We start from the raw sequence: 24,777 nt of genomic DNA, 5'->3' as shown, positions 1-24,777 counted from the left end.
AATTAAATAAGAATATCTGGTGATAATGACGTAAAGGTAACACCCGTTCCCATTCCGAACACGATGGTTAAGCTTTATAGTGCCGATGGTACTGCAGGGGAGGCTCTGTGGAAGAGTAGGTCGTTGCCAGGTAATGCGTTCCGCGATAGCTCAATGGTGGAGCACTCGGCTGTTAACCGATAGGTTGAAGGTTCGAATCCTTTTCGCGGAGCCAATTTTATATGAATGATAGAAGACTGTAAAATATACAGTCTTTTTTTATATCATTTTTGTTTAATAGTTAAAAAGTTTATTACTCCTCTTAACATCTGGAAAAATGATTAATTTTCAGTGGTAGAAGATTTCAAACATGTATTCTAAAAACAAATTTTTAAATATATAGTATATAAAATGAAATATATGGGTATATATATAATCGAATTATTTTGAAAATTTCATTAATTCAAAGAGGAATTTTCAATTTAAAATAGAATATATAAATTAAGCTTAAAAGTAAGAGGGGGAATTGCTTATGAAAAATTATACAACCAAAAATTTAAGAAACGTAGGAATTGTTGGACACAGTGGTTCAGGAAAAACTACTTTGACAGAAGCAATACTTTACTACACGAAAGCTACAGATAGATTTGGAAAAATTGAAGAGGGAAACACTGTAAGTGATTATGATTCTGAAGAAAAGAAAAGAAAAATATCAATATCAACATCCATAGCGCCATGTGAATGGGAAAACACTAAAATAAATTTAGCAGATGTTCCAGGATACTTTGATTTTATTGGTGAAACATATGAAGGATTAAGAGCGGCTGATGTAGCTATGGTAGTTGTATCAGGTACATCAGGTATACAAGTAGGTACAGAAAAAGTTTGGGAATATGTAAATAAAAATAGGTTACCAAGATCCTTCTATATAAACAAATTGGATAGGGAAAATTCTGATTTTGATAAAGTATTATCTGGATTAAAAGAAAAATTTGGTATGTCTATAGTTCCAGTTCAATACCCTATAGGAACTGAAGAAAACTTTAGAGGAGTTATAAACATTATATCTAGAAAAGCTAGAATTTTTGATCCTAAAACTCATAATATGAAAGAAGATGAAATACCAGAAGAACTTGTAGATAAAGTTGATGAATGCAAAAATATGATAATTGAAGCTGTAGCTGAAACAGATGAAGTTTTATTAGACAAATACTTCAATGAAGGAACTTTAAGTGATGAAGAAATTTATAATGGACTCATTAATGGTTGTGCTAAGGGAGACATAGCTCCAGTAATGTGTGGGTCAGCATTGAATATCATAGGAATTGAAACATTGCTTGAAGATGTAGTTGAATGTTTTCCTTCACCTGAAAATTCAGAGCCATTAGAGGCTACAAACTTGAATACTAATTCTAATGTAGAAGTTAAGATAGATGAAAATGCACCATTATCAGCTTTTGTATTTAAAACTATAGCAGATCCTTTTGTTGGTAAGTTATCATTATTTAGAGTAATAACAGGAAAAATTAAATCAGATTCTACTGTTTACAATGCAAGCAAAGGTAAAAATGAGAAAGTAGGAACTATGTACTTCTTAATGGGTAAGCAGCAAATTCCAACAAATGAAATAGTAGCAGGAGATATAGGTGCTGTTTCAAAATTACAATTTACATCTACTGGAGATACTTTAAGTGCAGTAGAAAATCCTATAGTTTTTAATGGTATTAAGTTTCCAGAAGCAACAATGTCAATGGCTGTTTTGCCTAAATCAAAAAATGATGAGGATAAAATATCTACTGGTTTAAATAAGTTACTGGATGAAGATCCAACTTTTAAGCTTTCAAGAGACGTAGAAAATGCTGAAACTATAATTTCTGGATTAGGAGAAACCCATCTTGATGTAATAGCATGTAAGCTAAAGGCTAAATTTGGAGCAGAAGTAATACTTCAAAAACCAAAAGTACCTTATAGAGAAACTATAAAGAAAATTGCTGATGTTCAAGGTAAGCATAAAAAGCAGTCAGGTGGTCACGGACAATATGGAGATGTAAAGATAAAATTTGAGCCTAGAAATGATGGAGAAGACGATTTACTTTTTGTTGATCAGGTAGTTGGTGGTGTTGTACCAAGACAATACATCCCAGCAGTGGAAAAGGGATTGAAAGAATGTATACAACATGGGGTACTTGCAGGATATCCTGTAATAAGATTAAAAGCTACTTTGCATGATGGCTCTTATCATCCTGTAGATTCATCAGAAATGGCATTTAAGGTTGCATCATCTTTAGCGTATAAGAAGGGTCTCATGGAAGCTCAACCTATACTGTTAGAACCTATTATGCATGTAGAAATATTAGTTCCTGAATACTATATGGGAGATATAATAGGTGATATAAATAAAAAGAGGGGTAGAGTTTTAGGAATGGAACCTGATGAAGATAAGCAGAGAATAATAGCAGAGGTTCCACAGGGTGAAATGTTCAAGTATGCTACAGATTTAAGGTCCATGACTCAGGCAAGAGGAAGTTTTGTTATGAAATTTGAACGATATGAAGAAGTTCCATCTACTGAGGTAGATAAGATAATAGAAGAAGCTAAAAAAATTAAAAGTAAAGTTGAATAGTAAATAATTTAAAACCAATAGCGAAAGCTATTGGTTTTTTTATAATAATATATTGAATATTTTAATAGACTATAAGAGAAAATAATTATATTAATGTAAATAGAAAATCAATTTAAGGAGAGTTTTTATGGCACAATACCAAATGAACATAAATGGAAATATTCAATTAATGGATTATAGTAGTATATATGATTATATGGCTATAGTAGATAAGTGTGATAGTCTTACAATAAATTTCAATGAAGGACAAATTAATGATATAGATATATTGTGTAATATTTTAGAGAATAATCATTTTATGGTTAATCGCGATAAATATTATAACAAAGGAGAGTATCATATTAATGCCACAAAGTATTGAGAATTAAGCTTGTTATAGTAAAGTATGTACTATAACAAAAATATTATGTAGTACAAGCTATAAATAGTTTTAAGTACAGTATATGGTACGGATAGTCAGTAATATATGAAGAATAAATTAGAAAATTAAAAAAATCTTAATGTAATTAAGATTTTAAGTATAAAACAAATAAATTTGGGAAGATATGAATATTGAATAGAAAAGGAAAAAATATTAATATTTAATTAAGGTCAAAGAAAGGCAAAGTCAGGGAGGCGTTATTTTGGCAAGACTATCGGATATTATAGAAGTATTTATAAAGGATATGTTAGATAATAGTAATGAAAGTCAATTACAGATTGGGAGAAACGAATTAGCAAGTTATTTTAGTTGTGCACCCTCACAGATAAATTACGTATTAACAACTAGGTTTACAACTGATAAAGGTTACTATATTGAAAGTAAGAGGGGTGGTGGGGGATGCATAATAATAAGACGTGTGCAATTTGATGAAAACAAATCCCTTGCAGAAATTATAAATGAAAAATTAGGAAATAGCATAACATATGATTCAGCAGTTCAGGTAATTGATGGATTGTTAGAATCTGGAGTAATTACAGAGAGAGAAGGAAATATTTTAAAAATAGTTATAAATGACAGAACACTAAATAGTTCAACGGATAAAAAGAATAAATTAAGATCAGATATATTGAAATCAGTTATTATGGTTATACTTAATGAAATTTGAACAAACACTTAAAAGATAAGTTGGTTTATCTCCCAGTTAAATACTATTAAATAAAGGAGTGATATTATGTTGTGCGATATATGTAAGAAAAATGAGGCTACAGTTCATATAACAAAAATAACTAATGGAATGCAACAAGAATTTAATATATGTGAAAAATGTGCAAAAGAACGGGGAGAGTTTAATTTTCCAGGTCAATTAGATTTTTCTTCGCCATTTACTTTTCAAAACATTTTGACCGGAATAATGGATTATATAAGTAGTCCTAATGAATCTCAGCATAATTTTGATTGTTCTTGTAAAAATTGTGGTATCAGTTTTTCAGATTTTAAGAAAAGAGGGTTAGTTGGTTGCAGCGACTGTTATAGTGATTTTACATCCGCACTAATACCTGTTATAAAAAGAGTACAGGGAAACTTAGAGCATACAGGAAAAATTCCTAAAAGAGCAGGTAAAAATATTATTGGAAAGAAGAAGTTATTGAAATTAAAAGAAAGTTTAAAGGAAGCTATATCAACTGAAGAATATGAAAAAGCAGCACAAATTAGAGATATGATAAAAGAACTGGAAAAGACACGAGAACAGGAGGGATAGCTATGGAAAATTGGATTAAATGCTGCAAGAGTAATAATGATTTAGTATTAAGCAGCAGAATAAGGCTTGCAAGAAATATAAACAAACGACCATTCCCCCATATGCTTAAAGAAGATGAAGGAAGAGAAATTGTGAAGTTAGTGGAAGATGCATTTTACTCATCTTCATTTAATTCCGAAAGTTATAAAACAAACTATTTGTGGGAAAGAAGTGCTATTTCAAATGAAGTTTCTTTGGAGAAGCATTTAATAAGTAAAAACCTTATAGACAATAGTAATAAATCTGCATTTATGTTAGATAAAGATGAAACTGTAAGTATTATGATAAATGAAGAAGATCATGTAAGGATTCAATGTATAACATCGTCTTTAAATTTGGAAGAAGCATATGATTTTGCTGATAAAATAGATAATCTTCTAGAAGAAAAGCTTGATTATGCTTTTGATGAAAAACTTGGATATTTAACTGCATGTCCAACAAATATAGGAACAGGTATGAGAGCTTCTGTTATGATTCATCTTCCAACACTTTCTTTAAGCAATAAGTTAAATAATATGTTAAGTGCAGTAACACAACTAGGTATGACTATAAGGGGGTTATATGGAGAAGGATCAAAAGGCAAAAGCAATATATATCAAGTATCCAACCAAACTACATTAGGATTAAGTGAAGAGGAAATAATAAATAATTTAAAGGCTGTAGTAATTCAAATTGTTAATGAAGAAAATTTATGCAGAAATACTTTGATAGATAAGTATAGATATGAAATAGAAGATAGAATTTATAGAGCATTAGGCGTACTAAAATCAGCAATAATTTTAAATTCTAATGAATGTTTAAAACTTTTATCGGATGTAAGATTAGGTGTTGAAATGGGAATAATTAAAGATGTAGATAAAATATCTTTAAATAATATTTTAGTAAATACACAGACAGCTAGTATATATGAAATGTATAATGGTAAACTGTCAGATAAAGATACAAATTTTAACAGAGCTAAAATTGTAAGAGAAATTTTAAAAAAGGAAACATTATAAAAAAGGATGGTGAGTATAAATGATGTTTGGAAGATTTACTGAACGAGCACAGAAGGTTCTCTTTTATGCACAAGAAGAAGCTCAAGTTCTTCAGCATGGTTATGTAGGAACAGAGCATATATTGTTGGGTATTCTAAAAGAACAAGGAATAGCTAAACAACTTTTAAATGATATAAATATTACTGTAGATGATGTTAGAGATTTAGTAGAAGAATATGAAGGTAAGGGAGATATTGATTTATATAAAAATGAGATTCCACTTACTCCAAGGACTAAAAGACTATTGGAATTAAGCTTATTTGAGGCTAGAAATTTAAATCATAATTATATAAGTCCAGAGCATATACTATTGGCACTTATTAGAGAAGCAGAAGGCGTAGCATTTACAATATTGAATAATTTAGGTGCAGATTTTGATAAACTAAGAAAAGAATTAACAGAAGCTTTATCAGGAGAACAAACTGGTAATAATAGTGATTTTAATAAATCAAATGTAGAACCAACTCCTACTTTAGATCAATTTGGTAGAGATTTAACTGAAATGGCTAAGGAAGGCAAATTAGACCCTGTGGTAGGAAGGGATAAAGAAACTCAGAGAGTACTAGAAATACTTTGCAGAAGAACAAAAAATAATCCTTGCTTGATAGGTGATCCTGGAGTAGGTAAAACAGCTGTAGCAGAAGGATTAGCACAAAAAATAGTAGTAGGAAATATTCCTGAATTGCTTAAAGATAAGAGAGTTGTAACTTTAGAGTTATCTTCTATGGTAGCTGGTTCTAAATATAGAGGAGAGTTTGAAGAAAGATTAAAAAAGGTCATGGAGGAAATAAGAAAGTCAGGTAATGTAATACTATTTATTGACGAAATACACACTATAGTAGGAGCTGGAGCAGCAGAAGGTGCTATTGATGCATCTAATATATTGAAACCAGCACTAGCAAGAGGAGAAATTCAGTGTATAGGTGCTACTACTATCGATGAATATAGAAAATATATTGAGAAGGATTCAGCTTTAGAGAGAAGATTCCAACCTATTACTGTTGGAGAGCCTACTAAAGAAGAAGCTGTGTTAATACTTAAGGGATTAAGAGATAAATATGAAGCTCATCATAGGGTAAAAATTACAGATGATGCTATAGAAGCTGCAGTTAATTTATCAGATAGATATATAACTGATAGATTTTTACCTGATAAAGCAATAGACTTAATGGATGAAGCAGCATCAAAGATTAGAATTGAAAGCTTAGTTGCTCCACCAGATTTAAAAAATTCAGAAGAGCAACTTGAAAAGATAACTAAGGAAAAGGAAGATTCTATAAGAGTTCAAGATTTTGAAAAGGCAGCACGATTAAGGGATAAGGAAAAGGAATTAAAAGATGAGTTAGAAGGATTGAAAAACAATTGGAAAACTAAGAAAGAAGTTTCTAACCTTGTTGTATCAGAGAAAGAAATTGCATCAGTAGTTTCTAAATGGACCAATATACCAGTAGAAAAACTAACAGAAAAAGAATCACAAAGATTACTAAAGCTAGAAGAAATATTGCATAATAGAGTAGTAGGGCAAAATGAAGCTGTTAAGTCTATATCAAGAGCTGTTAGGAGAGCAAGAGTAGGTTTAAAAGACCCTAAAAGACCAATAGGTTCATTTATATTTTTAGGACCTACAGGAGTAGGAAAAACTGAGCTTTCAAAGGCATTAGCAGAAGCTATGTTTGGTGACGAAAATAACATGATAAGAATAGATATGTCAGAGTACATGGAAAAACATACTGTCTCAAGACTTATAGGATCTCCTCCAGGATATGTAGGTTTTGATGAAGGAGGTCAATTAACAGAAAAAGTTAGAAGAAACCCTTATTCAGTAGTGTTATTTGATGAAATAGAAAAAGCTCATCCAGAAGTATTTAATATTTTATTGCAAATACTTGAAGATGGGAGACTTACAGATGGAAAAGGCAAAACTATAAATTTCAAAAATACTATAATAATCATGACATCTAATGTAGGTGCATCTACTATTAAAAGACAGAAGTCTATGGGATTTACATTAGGTGGTAAAAATGAAAAAGAAAATGAATATGAGAAAATGAAAGAAAATGTTATGGAAGAACTAAAACGTTCCTTTAGACCTGAATTTTTAAATAGAATTGATGACATTATAGTATTCCACCAATTGCAGGAAGAAGATTTAAATTATATAGTAAAATTAATGTTAAAGACAGTAGATGCAAGATTAAAAGAACAAGATATATATATAGAATTTACTGAAGAAGCTCAAAAAAATCTTGCTAAAGAAGGATTTGATTTAACTTATGGAGCAAGACCGCTTAGAAGAGCTATAACTAAAATTGTGGAAGATAAGCTTTCAGAAGAAATGTTAAGAGGAAATATAAAAAAGGGAGATAAGATCAAAGTAGAAGTAAAAAATAATGAACTAGAGTTTGTTAAGGCAGAATAATATAATTTTAAAAGGTGCTAATTAAAAATCTGGTTTATAAAACTTAATAAAAGATAAATTTTATTTTAAGCATAAAAGCTATGAAACGTAGGAATAACACCTTAATTTCATAGCTTTTGTTTTCTAATAGTGAAAGGAACATTTTGTATAAAGGTTATATTTTTACATAACTATTTTCTTAATTATTTTTAAAACTTTAATTATTATTGACAACATACGGGAATAATACTGTATAATTATATTTTGTATAGAAAGAGGTGTTTCTTATGGCAAAAAATAAGACTATTTTTGTATGCCAAGAGTGTGCGTATGAATCATTAAAATGGCTTGGGAAATGTCCTAATTGTAATAGTTGGAATAGCATGGTTGAGGAAACAAAAGTACAAAGCAACTCATCTAGTCTTAATATAAATTCTAATAGTTTGCCTAAGAGTATACTAAATATAAAATCTAGTGAATATGAAAGATTTGATACTGGCATAACAGAATTAAATAGAGTATTAGGTGGCGGAATAGTAAAAGGTTCACTAACTTTAATATCTGGCGCACCGGGTATAGGTAAATCTACATTACTATTACAAGCAGCAAATAGTATTTCTCGAAAATATGGAAAAGTTCTTTATGTTTCAGGAGAGGAATCCGAAGAACAAATAAAAATGAGAGGCGATAGGCTGGAAGCTATGTCTAGTGATTTGTATATAGTTTCTGAGACTAGTATTGAAAAAATAGAGGAACATATAGAGAATACTAAACCTGTTTTTGTTATTGTGGATTCCATACAAACGCTTTTTAAACAATCTATTACTTCTGCACCAGGAAGTGTATCTCAAGTTCGTGAAAGCTCTAACGATATTATGCGTATAGGGAAAACAAAAGGCATACCATTTTTTATAGTAGCTCATGTTACCAAACAAGGTGAATTAGCAGGACCTAGAGTATTAGAACATATGGTGGATACTGTACTATCCTTTGAAGGAGAGAGGACTGAAGAATTTAGAATACTTAGAACTATGAAAAATCGTTTTGGAACCACTAGTGAGATTGGAGTATTCGAAATGCGAGAAAGTGGTCTTGAAGAAGTATCAAATCCGTCAGCAGTATTTCTGGAAGAAACTGATTTTCAAAAGGAAGGTTCAATAGTTATAGGTATAATGGAGGGAACTAGGCCTATATTAATAGAAATACAAGCACTAGTTAGCGAAACTAAGGCAGTAATGCCTAGGAGAACTGCAGTTGGTGTAGATGTTTCTAGACTGAATCTTATTTTAGCAGTTTTAGAAAAAAAATTAAAAATACCTTTTTATAATTGTGATGTTTATGTTAATGTAGTAGGAGGACTTAATATTGAAGGAACCTTTGCAGATTTAGGATTGGCTTTAGCACTTATATCTAGCGTTAAATCTAAGGAAATAAACTTAGAGAAATTAATAGTATTTGGAGAAATAGGACTTACAGGAGAAGTAAGACCTGTAGCATTTGGAGACAGAATTGTAAATGAAGCAGAGAAAATGGGATTTAAAAATATTGTCATACCAGCAAGAAATAAGGAAAAAGTAAAAAATAAAAGTATAAATATTATAGGAGTCTCTTCTCTTAAAGAGGCTACAAATAAAGTTTTTTAGTGTAGGGTGATTAAATTGAGATTAGAAAAAGATAGAGAACTTATGAGTATACTTAAACTTTTAGCACCAGGAACCCAGCTTAGAGAAGGATTGGAGAATATATTAAGAGCTAAAACAGGTGGCTTACTTGTTTTAGGTGACAGTGAGCAGATACTAAAAATAGTTGATGGAGGGTTCACCATAAATTCTGATTACAGTCCATCTTATGTTTATGAGCTTGCAAAAATGGATGGTGCTATAATTCTTAGTAATGATTTAAAAAAAATATTATATGCTAATGCACAGCTTATACCAGAATCTAATGTTCCAACATTTGAAACAGGAACTAGACATAGAACTGCAGATAGAGTGGCTAAGCAAATGGGAGCAATTGTTATTGCTATTTCACAAAGAAGAAACATAATAACAGTGTATAAAGGTAATATAAAATATGTTTTAAGGGATAGTAGTATAATACTTGGAAAAGCAAATCAAGCACTGCAGACTTTAGAGAAGTATGTGTCAGTGTTGGATAGAGTTGTAAGTAATCTTAATATTTTAGAATTTCAGGATTTGGTAACATTATTTGATGTAATGACAGCTATTCAAAGAACAGAAATGGTTATGAGAGTGGTTGCTGAAATTGAAATGTATATATGTGAACTTGGAAACGAGGGAAGATTAATTTCAATGCAGTTAAATGAGTTAGTAAAAAGTGTAGAGCAAGATGGAATATTATTAATACGAGATTATTGTCAAAATGATATGGACTATAATGAAATATATAAGCAAATTCAAACTATGACATCAGAAGAATTGATAAATTTAGATAATATATCAAAATCATTAGGATATATAGGAGTCCCTTTAGTGGATACCCTCATATCACCAAGGGGATATAGAATGTTGAACAAAATACCGAGAATACCTACAAATGTAATAGAAAATTTGGTCAAAAATTTCAAAGAGTTAAAAGGAGCAATGGAAGCTTCTTATGAACAGTTAGATAAGGTTGAAGGTATAGGAGAAGCTAGAGCTAGAGCTATAAAAAATGGACTTAGGAGACTTAGAGAGCAGATTATGTTAGATAACAATTTTAGCACAAAATAATGACTAGCATTATTTTGTGCTAATTTTTATCTAAAAGTATATTTTCCTAAAGTATTAATTTTATCATTTTCCTTAAGAAGAACATCAAATAGATTTAAATCAAGGGAATTGCAAAGAGATGTTAAGTAAAATAAATTATTCCCTATTTCATGTTCAATCACTTCTCTACAGCTATCACAAAGTTTTCCGCTTATGTGTGATTTTAAACAATCCTTTAGTGATTCAATGTTTATGTTTTCATCGTGTTCTGGCAAGTGTTGTTTTTCTGCTGTTAGCTTTATACAACCACAGTTGGTAATAGATTTAGCAATAGCACGGTTTATTCTAGCATTAGACTCTTGAAGTTTAGTCATTATATCCAAAATACTTTTATGTCTAAGTAAAGACTCGTCTACTGCGTTTTGAAAATCGTCAAAAATTACATCTTTCATCAGGTTCAACTCCTTATAAAGATTTAAGTTGGATTTATAAATTAATTATAGTTTTTTTCAGATAATTTTGTCAATAAAGTATAGTACGAAATTTCCTCTACTTTTATATAATAAATCAAGAATACTTTTATTAATAGGGGGATTACTATGGTAATTAATGAACAAAAAGTATTTGTTCCAAGTTATGGAGCTGGAATTATGACAAAAGTTGAAGATAGTAAAAGTTATACTGCAAATAAAAAATATGTAAGTATTTTTATTTTGATAGATAATATAAACTTATATATACCTGAGGATAGATTATTAGACTACAGAATAAGAAATATTACAAGCAAAGAAAATCTGGATAAGGCTTTTGATATAATTAAAAGTAAGCCGGAAAATATTGAAAAAAAGTGGAGTAAAAGATATAAGAAAAACAACGATAAAATAAAAGAAGGGGATTTGTTTCAAATGTGTGAAGTAATACGTGATTTATATTATTTAAAATCCAAGGGAGCAATTCCACCAGGCGAAAGGAGGATACTAGATAAAGTTGAAAACATGGTAGGAAGTGAAATAGCATTATTATTAGGTATTAAAATTGAAGCTGCATTAAGTGAAATAAGAAAATTAAGTAAATAATTTATTAAATAAATTTAGTATTATTGAAAAAAATATTTTATTAATATATATTAGATATTAAGGATTTAAAAATGAAAAAATTGTTAATAATTAATAAGGGAGGTGAGGCTTTTGCTTAAAAAAATATTAAGAGTTATTTTTACAATTATAGGACTTATGCTGGGGTATTTAATTGGCAACGCAATAGTCCATACAAATTACTTTGTAAAAGTTGGTTATGCTAGCAACAGCCCTATAAAAACAGTTTTATTTTTAATTTTATGTTCTTTATTCTTTGGAATTATATTATTTTTATTATCACCCTTGATTAATACAATAATAATAAGAATTATGGATTACATTGAAAAAAGTGCTCAAAAACTTCCTGCTACTGAAATGTTGTTTGGAACTGCAGGAGCTATAGTTGGACTTCTAATAGCAGCCTTATTTGTAAATCTTTTAGCTAGTATTCCTGTAATAGGTGCAGTTTTGGCAGTATTTGTTGCAGTAGTAATGGCGGTTTTAGGTGGTAGAATAGCTATTAAAAAAAGAGATGAACTAATTAACTTATTTTCTAGTATAAGTATTAGGAGATCCACAGCTAATAAAGATAAAAAAAGCAAGGGAGACTCTAAAGGTAATGCTAAAGTTTTAGATACTTCTGTAATAATAGATGGAAGAATATTTGACATATGTCAAACGGGTTTCGTAGAAGGTACTTTAGTAATACCTAACTTTGTATTAGGAGAGTTAAGACACATAGCAGATTCTTCAGATGGACTGAAAAGAAACAGAGGAAGAAGAGGTTTGGACATATTAAATAAGATTCAAAAAGAATTGAGTATAGATGTACAAATTTACGAAAAAGATTTTCCAGAAGTAGCAGAAGTGGACATTAAGTTGTTAAAGCTTGCTCAAGTTTTAAATGGAAAGGTAATAACTAATGATTATAACTTAAATAAGGTTGCGGAATTTCAGGGGGTTCCAGTGTTGAATATAAATGAGCTTGCTAACTCAGTGAAGCCAGTAGTTCTTCCTGGTGAAGAAATGAGAATACAAATAGTTAAAGATGGAAAAGAATCAGGTCAAGGGGTAGCGTACCTAGATGATGGAACTATGATAGTTGTAGAAGGTGGTAGAAAGTATATAGGTGAAACTAAAGATGTATTAGTTACATCTGTATTACAAACAGCAGCTGGAAGGATGATTTTTGCAAAACAAAAGGGAGAAGTTTAATATGGGCAAAAATTATGCAATTATTTTAGCTGCAGGAAAAGGAAAAAGAATGGGTGCAGGAATTAATAAACAATTTTTAAACATAAAGGGTAAGCCAATTCTTTATTATTCTTTAAAGACATTTTCTGATAGTCCATTTATAGATGAAATTATTTTGGTATGTTCAAGCAGTGAGATAGAATACTGTAGAGAACAAGTAGTGGAGAAGTATGGTATAAGAAAAGTGCTTAGGATTGTATCTGGAGGAAAGGAAAGGCAAGATTCAGTACTAAATGGGTTAAGGTCAATTACTGATTGTAATATAGTACTTATCCATGATGGAGCTAGACCTTTTGTAAATTCTAGTATTATTGAAAACGGAATAAAATATGCTGAAACTTATGGTGCATGTACTTGTGGAATAAATTCAAAAGATACAATAAAAGTTAAAGGTAGGGATGGATTTTCTTTAGATACCTTAGATAGAAGCAAATTATTTTGTGTTCAAACGCCCCAATGTTTTAAATATGATTTAATCATCAAGTGTCATGAAAAATTGATACAAGATAATGTTTCGGTTACAGATGATACTTCTGTAGTTGAACGTTATGGAAACAAAGTTTATTTGTATGAAGGAAGTTATAATAATATAAAAATAACAACTCAAGAAGATTTAGTTGTTGCTGAAAGAATATTGGAAAAAAATTAAAATGAACGAATATAAATCTCTTACTAATTGAAAGGTAAGGGATTTATACTTATATAAGGAAAAAATATGGGGAGGGATAATTTTATGAAGTTATCAAAAAGGATATTAGGGACTCTAAGAGAGGCACCAGGGGAAACTGAATTAGAAAGCTATAAACTTATGGTAAGAGCTGGTATTATAAGAAAAATGGCATCAGGAATATACAACTTTATGCCTACAGGAAAAAAAGTTATAGGGAATGTAAATAATTTAATAAAAAATGAGATGGAGAAAATAGATTCTCAAGAAATAGAGGTTGCACAGCTTGTCCCATTTGAATTATTAAACCAGTGTAATAATAAAGAAAGTAGTTTGATGGATATTTTTGAAACAGTTGACAAAAGCCAAAAAAAGTTTTATGTTGGAGCAGATTTTAAAGAACCTTACATAGAAATTGTAAAAAATGAAATAAAATCATATAAGCAATTACCTGTAAGTATATATTCTATACAAAAACAAATTAAGGATGAAGCAAAACCTAAGTTTGGAATTATAAAATCTAAGGAATTTAATGAACTTCAATGTTATGTTTTTTATGATGATTTAACAGAATCAAGCCAATACATCAATAGTTTATATGAAGGTTTTAATAGTATTTATCATAAATGTAGGATAAATTTTATAAAAACTAATTCTTTAAAATTTTTCGTAAAGCATCCTTTAGGGGAAGAACATGTGGTATGCTGTGAGTCTTGTGGATATAAAGAAGACTTGGAAATAGCTACATGTGCTTTGCAAGCAGAAGAAGAGTATGACATGAAGCCTATGAATAAGATTTCTACACCAGATACTAGAACTATAGATGAACTGGCTTCTTTGTTCAATACAACACCAGAATATTTTGTAAAGACCATTATATATAAAATAAATAATAAGATTGTCGCTGTAATGGTTAGAGGCGATAGGGAAGTAAATGAGACAAAAGTTAAAAATAATATAGGTGATGTTATAAGTTTTGAGCTAGCAGACGAAGAGACAGTAAGATATGCTACATCAGCTGAAATAGGCTTTGCAGGTCCAATAAATTTAAAATGTGATACATTGTTAGTAGATGAAGAAATAACTAGAATGCGTAATTTTATGGTAGGAGCTAATGACACTGGATATCATTATGAATGTGTAAATTATGAAAGAGACTTTACAGGTACTGTTGGTGATTTTAAGAAGATTACAGAAAAGGATAAGTGTCCTGTTTGTAGAAATCCCATAAACATTGAAAATGCAATGAGTTTAGGTGAAATTATAAATTTGGAACCAACCTATTCAGAGAATATGAATGCTGTATTTTTAGATAAATTGGGAAAAAGTAAACCTATGAGTATTATTAATGCATCAATTAACGTAGATAGACTTTTAGCGTTAATAGTTGAACAGAACCATGATAAAAATGGAATAGTATGGCCAAAAAGTGTAGCACCTTATGAAGTGATTGTAATAGCTGCAGTGTTTAAAAATGAAGAACAAATGAAAGCAGCTGAAAATATATATAATAAATTAAAATCACTGGGAATAGATGTTTTGTTGGATGATAGAGACGAAAGAGCAGGAGTTAAGTTTAAAGATGCAGATTTAATAGGAGTGCCTATAAGAATAACTGTAGGTAAAAAAATATCTGATGATAAAGTTGAATTTAAATTAAGAAATAATGATAATGTAGAAGATATAGATATAGATGATATAGAAGAAAAAGTTTTAAATGAATTACATAGAAATTAATTAAACATGTTTCATAATGAAAGCGGCGCTGTCGCTTTCATTGTTTTATGAACTATACTTGTGTATAAAAAATGTTAATAAGACTTAAATAAGTTATAATAATGTGTTAAAATATTTAAGAGAATTTTAGTTTAAGTATGTAAGTAAATTTAATTATATACTTAAATGCAGGAGGTAAGATTTAACTATGAAGGTTTTTAATACAATTACAAGAAAAAAGGAAGAGTTTATTCCTTTATCCGAAAAAGAAGTTAAAATGTATGTATGTGGGCCAACAGTATATAATTTTTTCCATATAGGTAATGCTAGAACTTTTGTTGTTTTCGATACAATAAGAAGGTATTTGGAGTATAGAGGATATAAAGTTAAGTTCATACAAAATTTTACTGATATAGATGATAAAATGATTAAAAGAGCTAACGGAGATAATATAACAGTAAAAGAATTAGGAGATAAATTTATAGAAGAATATTATAAGGATGCAGATTCCTTAAATATAGAAAGAGCTACAGTAAATCCTAGAGCAACTGAATACATAAATGAAATTGTTGATTTTGTAAAAGAATTAATAGATAGAGGATATGCTTATGAAGTAGATGGTGATGTTTATTTTCATACAAAAAAGTTTAAGGACTATGGAAAACTTTCAGGACAGAATTTAGAAGATCTTCAAGCGGGAGCTAGAATTAGAGTAGATGAAAGAAAGAAGGACCCTATGGATTTTGCAGTTTGGAAGAGTCAAAAGCCTGGAGAACCAGCATGGAAAAGCCCATGGGGTATGGGAAGACCGGGGTGGCATATAGAGTGCTCATGTATGGCATATAATTTATTAGGTGAAACTATAGACATACATGCAGGTGGATCAGATTTAGCATTTCCACATCATGAAAATGAAATAGCACAAAGTGAAGCCAGAACAGGTAAAACTTTTGCAAAGTACTGGATGCATTCAGCTTTTGTAAATGTAAACAATGAGAAAATGTCTAAATCACTTAATAACTTTTTTACTGCAAGAGAAATACTAGAAAAATATGATTCAGATGTTATTAGATTGTTTATGCTTTCAGGACATTATAGAACTCAAATAAACTTTAGTATAGAATCATTAGAATCCATGAAAGCTGCTATGGATAGACTATATAACTCAATTTCTAATTTGGAAAGTTTATTAGAAGAAACAAAAGAAGAAGAATTGATGGATAAAGAAGTTGAATACATAAAAACTTTGAGTGGATATAAAGAAAAGTATATAGAAAAGATGGATGACGACTTTAATACAGCAGATGCTGTATCTGTTATTTTTGATCTTATAAGAGATATTAATACTAATGTTAAAATTGATTCTTCAAAAGAGCTAATAAAGCATTGCTTAAATTTAATAAAAGAATTAGGAAAACCATTAGGAATATTACAAAAATCTAAAAAAGGCGCTTTAGAGGAGAAAATAGAAGCGCTTATAAAGAAAAGGCAGCAAGCAAGAAAAGATAAAAACTGGGCATTATCAGACAAAATAAGAGACGATTTAAAAGAACAGGGTATATTCCTTGAGGATACTCCTCAAGGAATTAGATGGAAAAGAGCTTAATCAAATGAATTGTAGAATGGAGAATTAGAATGGATTTCAGTTTACTAAAAGGCAAATTTACTAAAGAGGCAGTAAGGCAGATAAATCCATTGGTGCTTGCCTTTGTTGGCGATGCTGTATATGAAGTTTTTGTTAGAACTTATTTAGTGGATAAGAATAGGGATATGTCTGTGCATAATCTACATGTAGAAGCTATAAAGTTTGTAAAAGCACATGCGCAAAGCGAATTTATAAAAAAAATAGAAAAAGAATTAAGTGAAGAGGAAATGTATTTCTTTAAGAGAGGGAGAAATTCCAAATCAGGTACAGTTCCCAAAAATGCAGATGTACAAGAATATAGATTTGCTACAGGTTTTGAAACTTTAGTTGGATATTTATATTTGACGGAACAAGAAGAAAGATTAAATTTATTATTAAATACGATAATAGAATTACAAATAACTGGAGGAATATAAATGGATTTAAAAGTTAAATTAATAGAACATACACCTAATCCAGAAAAGGTTATAGCTTCAGCTGCAAAACTGTGTTATAGTGCTGTAGGTATAGATGAAATTGAAGAAAATTTACAAGGTGAAAAGGCTACAAAATTTTTAAATATGTTGATGTCTTATGGTCATGAATCTCCTATAGAACATGTATCATTCACCTTTGCTGTTGAAGGAGTATCAAGAAGTTTGACACATCAGTTAGTAAGACATAGGTTAGCATCCTATTCTCAACAAAGTCAAAGATATGTTAAGTTAAGTCAGTTTCAATATATAGTTCCTCCTGAAATAAAAAAAGATGAAGAAGCTAAAAAAATATATATTGAGGCCATGGAAAATAGCCAAGAGGCTTATAATAAGTTAGCAGATATTTTAAAAAATAACCATATAAATAATGGAATGAATTCACCAGCTGCAGAAAAGAAAGCTATTGAAGATGCCAGGTATGTTTTCCCAAATGCTTGTGAAACTAAGATAATGTTAACTATGAATGCAAGAAGTTTGGTGAATTTTTTCAAACATAGATGTTGTAATAGAGCCCAATGGGAAATAAGAGCGCTAGCAAATGAAATGTTAAAACAAGTAAAGGAAGTAGCTCCAATGTTATTTAAATACAGTGGACCTTCTTGCTTAAATGGAGTGTGTCCTGAAGGAAAAATGACTTGCGGTAAAAAAGATGAAGTTAGAAAAATGTATTTAGGAGTATAAACAATTCAAATGTGATACATATTGGAAATAGAAAGCTTTAAGATATTATTGGGGGATGAATAAAAAGTGAAAGAGGTATTGATGTGAAGGATACTAAAAAGAACTTTAAAGATAATTCAAATAGAAAAATAGAGAAAGATAATAATTTTTTAAGAAATACTAGTGAAAAATCTTTTAGAGAAGACTTAATAGAAGGAAGAAATGCAGTAATTGAAGTATTGAAATCTGAAAGAACTGTGGAACAGATATTAGTTGCCAATGGAGATGTATCAGGATCTATAAATCTGATACTAGCTTTAGCTAAAGAAAAAAAGATAGTTATAAAGCAGGTGGATAGAAAAAAATTAGACCAACTTTCTCAAACAGGTGCACATCAGGGAGTAATTGCACAAATTACACCATATAAGTACTGTGATGTAGATGATATAATTAGTTATGCAGAGAAAAAAGGAGAAAAACCTTTTATTATTATACTAGACGAAATAGAAGATCCTCATAATTTTGGCTCCATAATTAGAACTGCTGAAACTTGTGGAGTACATGGCATCATAATACCTAAAAGGAGAAATGTTGGGTTAACTCCTGCTGTATATAAGGCTTCTGCTGGAGCAATAGAACATATGAAAATTGCTAAAATCACAAATATAAACAATGCAATAGATAAGCTAAAAGAACAAGGCATTTGGGTGTATGGTGCGGATATGAATGGGGAAAATTATTGTTATGATGTAGATTTTAGAGGTGCAGTAGCTTTAATAATAGGAAGTGAAGGGAAAGGTATATTAAAGCTTACTAAAAATAAGTGTGATGTACTTGTAAAGATACCTATGGTTGGAAATATATCATCTTTAAATGCTTCAGTTGCAGGTGGAATACTTATGTATGAAATATTGAAACAAAGATTTAAAAAGTAATAGTGATACAAAGTGAAAAATATTTTTGTAGATGGATATAATGTAATAAATAGTTGGTCTGAACTAAAAAAAATAAAAGAATATAGCTATGAAGCTGCAAGAACTGAACTTATAGAAAAATTAAGTAATTATGCAGCTTATAAAAATTATAAAGTTTTTATAGTTTTTGATGCTCATATGGTAAGCAAAAGTATAGAGAAAAAAGAGAAAATTAGTGATAATATAGTGGTAGTATTTACAAAAGAGGGTGAAACAGCAGATGCCTTTATAGAAAAAACAGTAAATAAAATAGGACGAAAAATAGAAGTATGCGTCGTAACTTCGGATTCTTTGGAACAACAGGTTGTTTTTCAAAGAGGTGCTACGAGAATGTCTTCCGTAGAGTTTTATCATGAAGTCAAAAGTATAGAAAATAAAATCGAAAGCAAAATAGAGAAAAAATATTCAGAAAAAAGATTTACCTTGGAAGATACAATTCAAAAGGAAATATTGGAAGAACTTGAAAAAATTCGAAGAAGCAATTAAAAAACATTGACTATAAATTTAGTTCTAATGTATAATCAATATGTGGTGTATTTTTATTTTGGAGGGGATATCTTGGATAGAAGGGGTTGTATTAGTAAGAAAATTTCCTCCTTTGAAAAAAAATTAGACGAGGAAATCGTTATTCAAGCAAAAAAAGGAGAGACTAGGGCTCAGGAATACTTGATTAATAAATATGAAAATTTTGTGAAAGCAAAAGCGAAGTCTTATTTTTTGATAGGAGCAGACAAAGAAGATATATACCAAGAAGGAATGATAGGGTTATATAAAGCTATAAGAGATTTTAAACCTGATAAGTTATCATCTTTTAAAGCTTTTGCTGAGTTGTGTGTTACACGACAGATAATTACTGCTATTAAGACTGCCACAAGGCAGAAGCATATTCCTTTAAATACATATATTTCCTTAAATAAGCCTATATATGACGAAGAATCAGATAGAACTTTGTTAGATGTTTTATCTGAAGCTAAGGTGGCAGATTCCGAAGAATTAATTATAAGCAGGGAAGAATTAAATCATATACATGCTGAAATAGGTGAGGTTTTATCAAGTTTAGAAATGGAAGTATTAATGTCTTATCTTGATGGTAAGTCTTATCAGGAAATTGCTTGTGATCTAGATAGACATGCAAAATCCATAGATAATGCACTACAAAGGGTAAAAAGAAAATTAGAAAAGTGTTTAAACGATAAATAAAAAATTGCATATTGACAAAAAAATATACTTGTATTAAAATTGATAATCGGTATATAACTTTTTATTAATTATGAGCAGGAGTAGTTCAGCGGTAGAACACCAGCTTCCCAAGCTGGCTGTCGCGGGTTCGATCCCCGTTTCCTGCTCCAGAGAAAAATTGCCCATGTAGCTCAGTCGGCAGAGCGTCACCTTGGTAAGGTGGAGGTCACCGGTTCAATCCCGGTCATGGGCTCCAATAATATATAAACCTTACAACACACCAGGGTGAGTTTACTTAAACTAAAAGTCAACCAAATGAGGAGGAATAAAAAATGTCAAAAGCAAAATATGAAAGAACAAAACCACATGTAAACATAGGAACAATAGGACACGTAGATCATGGTAAGACAACATTAACAGCAGCAATAACAATGGTGTTAGCAAAAGAAGGAAAAGCAGAAGCATTTAAGTATGACGAAATAGATAAAGCACCAGAAGAAAAAGAAAGAGGAATCACAATCAACACAGCACACGTAGAATATGAAACAGAAAACAGACATTATGCACACGTAGACTGTCCAGGACATGCTGACTATGTAAAGAACATGATAACAGGAGCAGCACAAATGGATGGAGCAATCTTAGTAGTAAGTGCAGCAGATGGTCCAATGCCACAAACAAGAGAACATATACTACTAGCATCAAGAGTAGGAGTAAGTTACATAGTAGTATTCTTAAATAAAGCAGACCAAGTAGACGATCCAGAATTATTAGAATTAGTAGAAATGGAAGTAAGAGAATTATTAAGCGAGTATGACTTCCCAGGAGATGATATTCCAATAATAGTAGGAAGTGCATTAAAAGTAATAGAGAATCCAGATGATGCAGAAGCAACAAAATGCATACACGAATTAATGGATGCAGTAGATAGCTACATTCCAACACCAGAAAGAGCAACAGATAAAGCATTCTTAATGCCAGTAGAAGATGTATTCACAATCACAGGAAGAGGAACAGTTGCAACAGGAAGAGTTGAAAGTGGAATACTAAAAGTTGGAGACGAAGTAGAAATCGTAGGATTAAAAGAAGAAAAAGGCAAGACAACAGTAACAGGAGTAGAAATGTTCAGAAAGCTTCTTGATCAAGCAATGGCAGGAGATAACATAGGAGCATTACTAAGAGGAATACAAAGAGATGACATCGAAAGAGGTCAAGTATTAGCAAAACCAGGTTCAGTACACCCACACAAGAAATTTGTAGGTCAAGTGTACGTATTAAAGAAAGAAGAAGGCGGAAGACATACACCATTCTTCAATGGATATAGACCACAGTTTTATTTCAGAACAACAGACGTTACAGGATCAATCGCATTACCAGAAGGAGTAGAAATGGTTATGCCAGGAGATCACATAGATATGAATGTTGAATTAATAACACCAGTAGCAATGGATGAAGGATTAAGATTTGCAATAAGAGAAGGCGGAAGAACAGTAGGTTCAGGCGTTGTTACTAAAATCGTTGAGTAATTTTTGATTTTTAGGACTGGGTTTCTAGACCTGGTCCTTTTAAAAAGTATTTTTAAATTTCATTGACATATAAACTAAGTTGTGATAAATTATTAAAGTAATGCATAATTTAAGGCTAATAAAAGATATATTAATAGTTTACATATACGACTATATCAGGAGGTGTAAGTAATGAGAGTAAAAGTAACATTAGCATGTACAGATTGCAAACAAAGAAATTACAACACAATGAAGAACAAAAAGAATGATCCAGATAGATTAGAAATGAGAAAATATTGCCCATTTTGCCATAAACATACATCTCATAAAGAAACAAAATAATAATTTATAGAGGCATGCGATAAATATTTTTCAAGGATGTGAAAAAAATGGCTGTACAAAATAGTGCAAAGAAAACAAAAAAATCAGCAGCGTCCGGAAATAGTTTTATTAACTTTTTTATAGACTTAAAAGCAGAAACTAAAAGAATAACTTGGGCCTCTAAGGAAAAAGTAAAAAAGGCAACAGCAACAGTTTTGATATTTTGTCTTATTTATATAGTAATTGTTGGATTACTAGATGTAGGATTTAAAAATTTGTTTAGTGTAATTTTTAAATAAAGGTAAAGAAGGAGGTAGGGGTCGAGAAAAGATTCCCGTCCCTTGAGCTATGGCAGAGAGAGCTAGATGGTATGTAGTTCATACATATTCTGGTTACGAGAACAAAGTTAAAGCCAATTTAGAGAAAACTATTGAAAATAGAAATCTTTATGATTGGATAGATGATGTTCAAGTTCCCATGGAAGAACAAGTTGAAGTAAAAGATGGAAAAAGAAAAGTAACATTAAAAAAGGTATTTCCAGGATATGTTTTAATACACATGGTAATGACAGATGATTCTTGGTATGTAGTTAGAAATACTAGAGGAGTAACAGGATTTGTAGGTCCAGGATCTAAACCAGTTGCACTCACAGATGAAGAAGTTGTATCTATGGGAATAGCAGAAAAAGCTGTTAATGTAGATGTGGAAGTAGGAGAAAATATTAAAGTTAAATCTGGTCCTCTTGAAAACTTCCCAGCTGTTATCCAAGAAATTAATACTGAAAAGAAAAAAATTAAAGCGCTAGTTAACATGTTTGGCAGGGAAACACCTGTTGAACTTGATTTTAATCAAATAGAAAAACTAGATTAGTCTATAAGGCGAGAGCCTTAATAAGTGGGAGGACAAAGTCCGTATTAACCACATTTTAGGAGGTGTAAATTCATGGCTAAAAAAGTAGTAGGAATGATTAAACTTCAGCTTGCTGCAGGAAAAGCAACTCCAGCACCACCAGTTGGACCAGCACTTGGACAGCATGGTGTAAACATAATGGGATTCTGTAAAGAATTTAATGCTAAAACTGCTAGTCAAGCAGGATTAATAATTCCAGTAGTAATTACTGTATATCAGGATAGATCATTTAGTTTTATACTAAAGACTCCACCAGCAGCAGTATTACTTAAAAAAGCAGTAGGAATAGAAAGTGGTTCTGGTGTACCAAATAAAACTAAGGTTGCTAAAGTTACAAAGGATCAGTTAAGACAAATAGCTGAAACAAAAATGCCAGACCTAAATGCAGGATCAGTTGAAGCTGCTATGAGTATGATAGCAGGAACAGCTAGAAGCATGGGAATAACTGTAGAAGAATAATCTGGTCTAATATGGTGGGAGGTAAAAACCGTTAAAACCACGAAGGAGGATTAATAATGGGAAAAAATTATAGAGAAAGTGCTAAGCTAGTTGATAAAAATGTATTATATACACCTGCAGAAGCTATGGAACTTGCAGTAAAAACATCAAAGGCTAAATTTGATGAAACTATAGAATTAGCTTTAAGACTTGGTGTTGATCCAAGACATGCAGATCAACAAGTTAGAGGAGCAGTAGTACTTCCTCATGGAACAGGAAAAAAAGTTAGAGTTTTAGTTTTTGCTAAAGGCGAAAAAGCAAAAGAAGCTGAAGCAGCAGGTGCTGAATTCGTTGGAGCAGAAGAACTTGTTCAAAAGATTCAAAAAGAAAATTGGTTTGATTTTGATGTAGTAGTTGCAACTCCAGATATGATGGGTGTTGTTGGTAGATTAGGTAGAGTATTAGGACCTAAGGGTTTAATGCCAAATCCAAAATCAGGAACAGTTACTTTTGATGTTTCAAAAGCAATAGCTGATATCAAAGCTGGTAAAGTTGAATACAGAGTTGATAAAACTGCTATAGTCCATGTTGCAATTGGAAAGAAATCTTTTGGTGAACAAAAGTTATCTGAAAACTTCCATGTATTAATGGAAGCTGTAGTTAAAGCTAAACCAGCAGCAGCAAAAGGTCAATACTTGAAGTCAGTAGTAGTTTCAAGTACTATGGGACCAGGAGTTAAAATAAATCCAACAAAAGTTTTAGAGTAGTATTGACATAGATTTTAAATTTATGTATAATTCTAAGGGTTAACAAGTAAATATTCCGTAGACAGTGGGTGCGAAAGCGTAACGTTAACAACCTACCGAGGGTTCCAATATAAAGATTATGTTTGGTCTCTCTGCGTCTTCGGAGGGACCTTTAAATTTGTATAATTACAGTATAAACTGTGAGGAGGTGGACACACAGTGGGAAAGAATAGACAATTAAAAGAAGCTAAAGTTTTAGAAATAAAAGAAAAAATGGAAAAAGCACAAGGTGTAATCTTTGCTCAATATCAAGGATTAACAGTTGAAGAAGATACAGTGCTTAGATCAAAGTTAAGAGAAGCTGGTGTTGAATATAAAGTTTATAAGAATACTTTAACTACATTAGCAGCAAAAGAATTAGGACTTGGTGAAATAGAGAGCGTACTTCAAGGCCCTTTATCAGTAGCATTTGGATATGAAGATCCAACTGCTCCAGCAAGAATACTTAATGATTTTGCAAAGGATCATAAAAAATTAGAACTTAAAGGCGGAATAGTTCAAGGAGAAATCTTTGATGTTGATAAAGTTAAACAACTTGCAACAATACCACCAAAGGAAGTTCTTATTGCAAAATTACTTGGAAGCTTCAAGGCTCCATTATCAAATCTTGCATACTTATTAAATGCTATTAAAGAAAACAAAGAATCAGAAGAAGCTTAATTTAAAAAAGAGAAATTTTGGA

General features: G+C 30.7%; 26 protein-coding genes, 3 tRNA genes, 1 rRNA gene and 1 other annotated feature. Of the genes, 29 read left to right on the top strand and 1 reads right to left on the bottom strand.

The window, feature by feature from the left end:
* Window positions 1-15 precede the first annotated feature (15 nt).
* From rrf to disA, 10 genes are all read left to right on the top strand, one after another.
* Window positions 16-132, top strand: a 5S ribosomal RNA gene (gene rrf, locus Q6H37_RS28670).
* 7 nt (window positions 133-139) lie between these two features.
* Window positions 140-214, top strand: a tRNA-Asn gene (locus Q6H37_RS28665).
* 297 nt (window positions 215-511) lie between these two features.
* A complete protein-coding gene (gene fusA, locus Q6H37_RS28660) occupies window positions 512-2,602 on the top strand; it encodes an elongation factor G (RefSeq protein ID WP_318738460.1) in 2,091 nt (696 codons plus the stop codon).
* A gap of 127 nt (window positions 2,603-2,729) precedes the next feature.
* Entirely contained in the window at window positions 2,730-2,963 is a 234-nt protein-coding gene (locus tag Q6H37_RS28655; protein WP_318738458.1) for a hypothetical protein, read from the top strand.
* Window positions 2,964-3,225: 262 nt separating this feature from the next.
* Window positions 3,226-3,690 (top strand): CtsR family transcriptional regulator, encoded by a 465-nt coding sequence (locus tag Q6H37_RS28650; protein WP_318738456.1) that lies wholly within the window; start codon window positions 3,226-3,228, stop codon window positions 3,688-3,690.
* A 66-nt stretch (window positions 3,691-3,756) separates the two neighbouring features.
* Entirely contained in the window at window positions 3,757-4,284 is a 528-nt protein-coding gene (locus Q6H37_RS28645; protein WP_318738455.1) for a UvrB/UvrC motif-containing protein, read from the top strand.
* A 2-nt stretch (window positions 4,285-4,286) separates the two neighbouring features.
* A complete protein-coding gene (locus Q6H37_RS28640) occupies window positions 4,287-5,321 on the top strand; it encodes a protein arginine kinase (protein ID WP_318738452.1) in 1,035 nt (344 codons plus the stop codon).
* Between the two features lie 19 nt (window positions 5,322-5,340).
* Complete coding sequence (locus tag Q6H37_RS28635) at window positions 5,341-7,779, top strand: ATP-dependent Clp protease ATP-binding subunit (protein ID WP_318738449.1); 2,439 nt, start codon at window positions 5,341-5,343, stop codon at window positions 7,777-7,779.
* A gap of 266 nt (window positions 7,780-8,045) precedes the next feature.
* Window positions 8,046-9,401, top strand: a complete 1,356-nt coding sequence (gene radA / locus Q6H37_RS28630; RefSeq protein WP_318738447.1) for a DNA repair protein RadA — start codon at window positions 8,046-8,048, stop codon at window positions 9,399-9,401.
* 15 nt (window positions 9,402-9,416) lie between these two features.
* A complete protein-coding gene (disA, locus tag Q6H37_RS28625; RefSeq protein ID WP_318738445.1) occupies window positions 9,417-10,490 on the top strand; it encodes a DNA integrity scanning diadenylate cyclase DisA in 1,074 nt (357 codons plus the stop codon).
* Window positions 10,491-10,516: 26 nt separating this feature from the next.
* On the opposite strand, the gene Q6H37_RS28620 is transcribed toward disA, so the two are convergent.
* Entirely contained in the window at window positions 10,517-10,921 is a 405-nt protein-coding gene (locus tag Q6H37_RS28620) for a hypothetical protein (RefSeq protein ID WP_029163582.1), read from the bottom strand.
* Window positions 10,922-11,068: 147 nt separating this feature from the next.
* Here Q6H37_RS28620 and Q6H37_RS28615 point away from each other — a divergent pair, with 147 nt between their 5' ends.
* From Q6H37_RS28615 to rplJ, 19 genes are all read left to right on the top strand, one after another.
* Window positions 11,069-11,545: a CarD family transcriptional regulator gene (locus tag Q6H37_RS28615; protein ID WP_318738441.1), complete on the top strand. Its 477-nt coding sequence runs from the start codon at window positions 11,069-11,071 to the stop codon at window positions 11,543-11,545.
* A 111-nt stretch (window positions 11,546-11,656) separates the two neighbouring features.
* Window positions 11,657-12,760, top strand: a complete 1,104-nt coding sequence (locus Q6H37_RS28610; RefSeq protein ID WP_318738439.1) for a PIN/TRAM domain-containing protein — start codon at window positions 11,657-11,659, stop codon at window positions 12,758-12,760.
* Between the two features lies 1 nt (window position 12,761).
* The gene (ispD, locus tag Q6H37_RS28605) at window positions 12,762-13,448 is read left to right on the top strand and encodes a 2-C-methyl-D-erythritol 4-phosphate cytidylyltransferase (RefSeq protein WP_318738437.1); all 687 of its coding nucleotides are present in this window, start codon (window positions 12,762-12,764) and stop codon (window positions 13,446-13,448) included.
* Window positions 13,449-13,532: 84 nt separating this feature from the next.
* Window positions 13,533-15,203 carry a proline--tRNA ligase gene (gene proS / locus Q6H37_RS28600; protein ID WP_318738435.1) on the top strand — a complete coding sequence of 557 codons (1,671 nt, stop codon included), beginning with the start codon at window positions 13,533-13,535 and terminating at the stop codon, window positions 15,201-15,203.
* A gap of 187 nt (window positions 15,204-15,390) precedes the next feature.
* Window positions 15,391-16,788: a cysteine--tRNA ligase gene (cysS, locus tag Q6H37_RS28595; protein ID WP_318738433.1), complete on the top strand. Its 1,398-nt coding sequence runs from the start codon at window positions 15,391-15,393 to the stop codon at window positions 16,786-16,788.
* A 29-nt stretch (window positions 16,789-16,817) separates the two neighbouring features.
* Window positions 16,818-17,243 carry a Mini-ribonuclease 3 gene (locus Q6H37_RS28590; protein WP_318738431.1) on the top strand — a complete coding sequence of 142 codons (426 nt, stop codon included), beginning with the start codon at window positions 16,818-16,820 and terminating at the stop codon, window positions 17,241-17,243.
* Window positions 17,244-17,984 carry an FAD-dependent thymidylate synthase gene (gene thyX / locus Q6H37_RS28585; RefSeq protein ID WP_318738429.1) on the top strand — a complete coding sequence of 247 codons (741 nt, stop codon included), beginning with the start codon at window positions 17,244-17,246 and terminating at the stop codon, window positions 17,982-17,984.
* Between the two features lie 128 nt (window positions 17,985-18,112).
* Complete coding sequence (gene rlmB / locus Q6H37_RS28580) at window positions 18,113-18,898, top strand: 23S rRNA (guanosine(2251)-2'-O)-methyltransferase RlmB (protein WP_318743192.1); 786 nt, start codon at window positions 18,113-18,115, stop codon at window positions 18,896-18,898.
* A gap of 12 nt (window positions 18,899-18,910) precedes the next feature.
* Window positions 18,911-19,423, top strand: a complete 513-nt coding sequence (locus Q6H37_RS28575; RefSeq protein ID WP_318738427.1) for an NYN domain-containing protein — start codon at window positions 18,911-18,913, stop codon at window positions 19,421-19,423.
* Window positions 19,424-19,495: 72 nt separating this feature from the next.
* On the top strand, window positions 19,496-20,137 hold the full coding sequence (gene sigH / locus Q6H37_RS28570) for an RNA polymerase sporulation sigma factor SigH (RefSeq protein WP_318738425.1): 642 nt from the start codon (window positions 19,496-19,498) through the stop codon (window positions 20,135-20,137).
* Between the two features lie 74 nt (window positions 20,138-20,211).
* Window positions 20,212-20,286 (top strand) — tRNA-Gly (locus Q6H37_RS28565).
* 10 nt (window positions 20,287-20,296) lie between these two features.
* A tRNA-Thr gene (locus tag Q6H37_RS28560) sits at window positions 20,297-20,372 on the top strand.
* 76 nt (window positions 20,373-20,448) lie between these two features.
* Entirely contained in the window at window positions 20,449-21,642 is a 1,194-nt protein-coding gene (tuf, locus tag Q6H37_RS28555) for an elongation factor Tu (RefSeq protein ID WP_318738406.1), read from the top strand.
* A 171-nt stretch (window positions 21,643-21,813) separates the two neighbouring features.
* A complete protein-coding gene (gene rpmG / locus Q6H37_RS28550) occupies window positions 21,814-21,963 on the top strand; it encodes a 50S ribosomal protein L33 (RefSeq protein ID WP_007063561.1) in 150 nt (49 codons plus the stop codon).
* A 47-nt stretch (window positions 21,964-22,010) separates the two neighbouring features.
* Window positions 22,011-22,241 carry a preprotein translocase subunit SecE gene (gene secE / locus Q6H37_RS28545; RefSeq protein WP_007063562.1) on the top strand — a complete coding sequence of 77 codons (231 nt, stop codon included), beginning with the start codon at window positions 22,011-22,013 and terminating at the stop codon, window positions 22,239-22,241.
* A 49-nt stretch (window positions 22,242-22,290) separates the two neighbouring features.
* Window positions 22,291-22,812 carry a transcription termination/antitermination protein NusG gene (nusG, locus tag Q6H37_RS28540; protein ID WP_318738422.1) on the top strand — a complete coding sequence of 174 codons (522 nt, stop codon included), beginning with the start codon at window positions 22,291-22,293 and terminating at the stop codon, window positions 22,810-22,812.
* A gap of 72 nt (window positions 22,813-22,884) precedes the next feature.
* A complete protein-coding gene (rplK, locus tag Q6H37_RS28535; RefSeq protein WP_007063564.1) occupies window positions 22,885-23,310 on the top strand; it encodes a 50S ribosomal protein L11 in 426 nt (141 codons plus the stop codon).
* A 56-nt stretch (window positions 23,311-23,366) separates the two neighbouring features.
* Complete coding sequence (gene rplA / locus Q6H37_RS28530) at window positions 23,367-24,056, top strand: 50S ribosomal protein L1 (protein ID WP_007063565.1); 690 nt, start codon at window positions 23,367-23,369, stop codon at window positions 24,054-24,056.
* 37 nt (window positions 24,057-24,093) lie between these two features.
* Window positions 24,094-24,221: a sequence feature (ribosomal protein L10 leader region), on the top strand.
* 33 nt (window positions 24,222-24,254) lie between these two features.
* Window positions 24,255-24,755, top strand: a complete 501-nt coding sequence (gene rplJ, locus Q6H37_RS28525) for a 50S ribosomal protein L10 (protein WP_318738418.1) — start codon at window positions 24,255-24,257, stop codon at window positions 24,753-24,755.
* Window positions 24,756-24,777 lie beyond the last annotated feature (22 nt).

Origin of the sequence: Clostridium sp. JS66 (assembly GCF_033561535.1) — a bacterium.
GTDB classification, from domain to species: Bacteria; Bacillota; Clostridia; order Clostridiales; family Clostridiaceae; genus Clostridium_AM; species Clostridium_AM carboxidivorans.
Note: the sequence above shows the minus strand (reverse complement) of the source record. Positions and strands in the feature narration are given on the sequence as shown.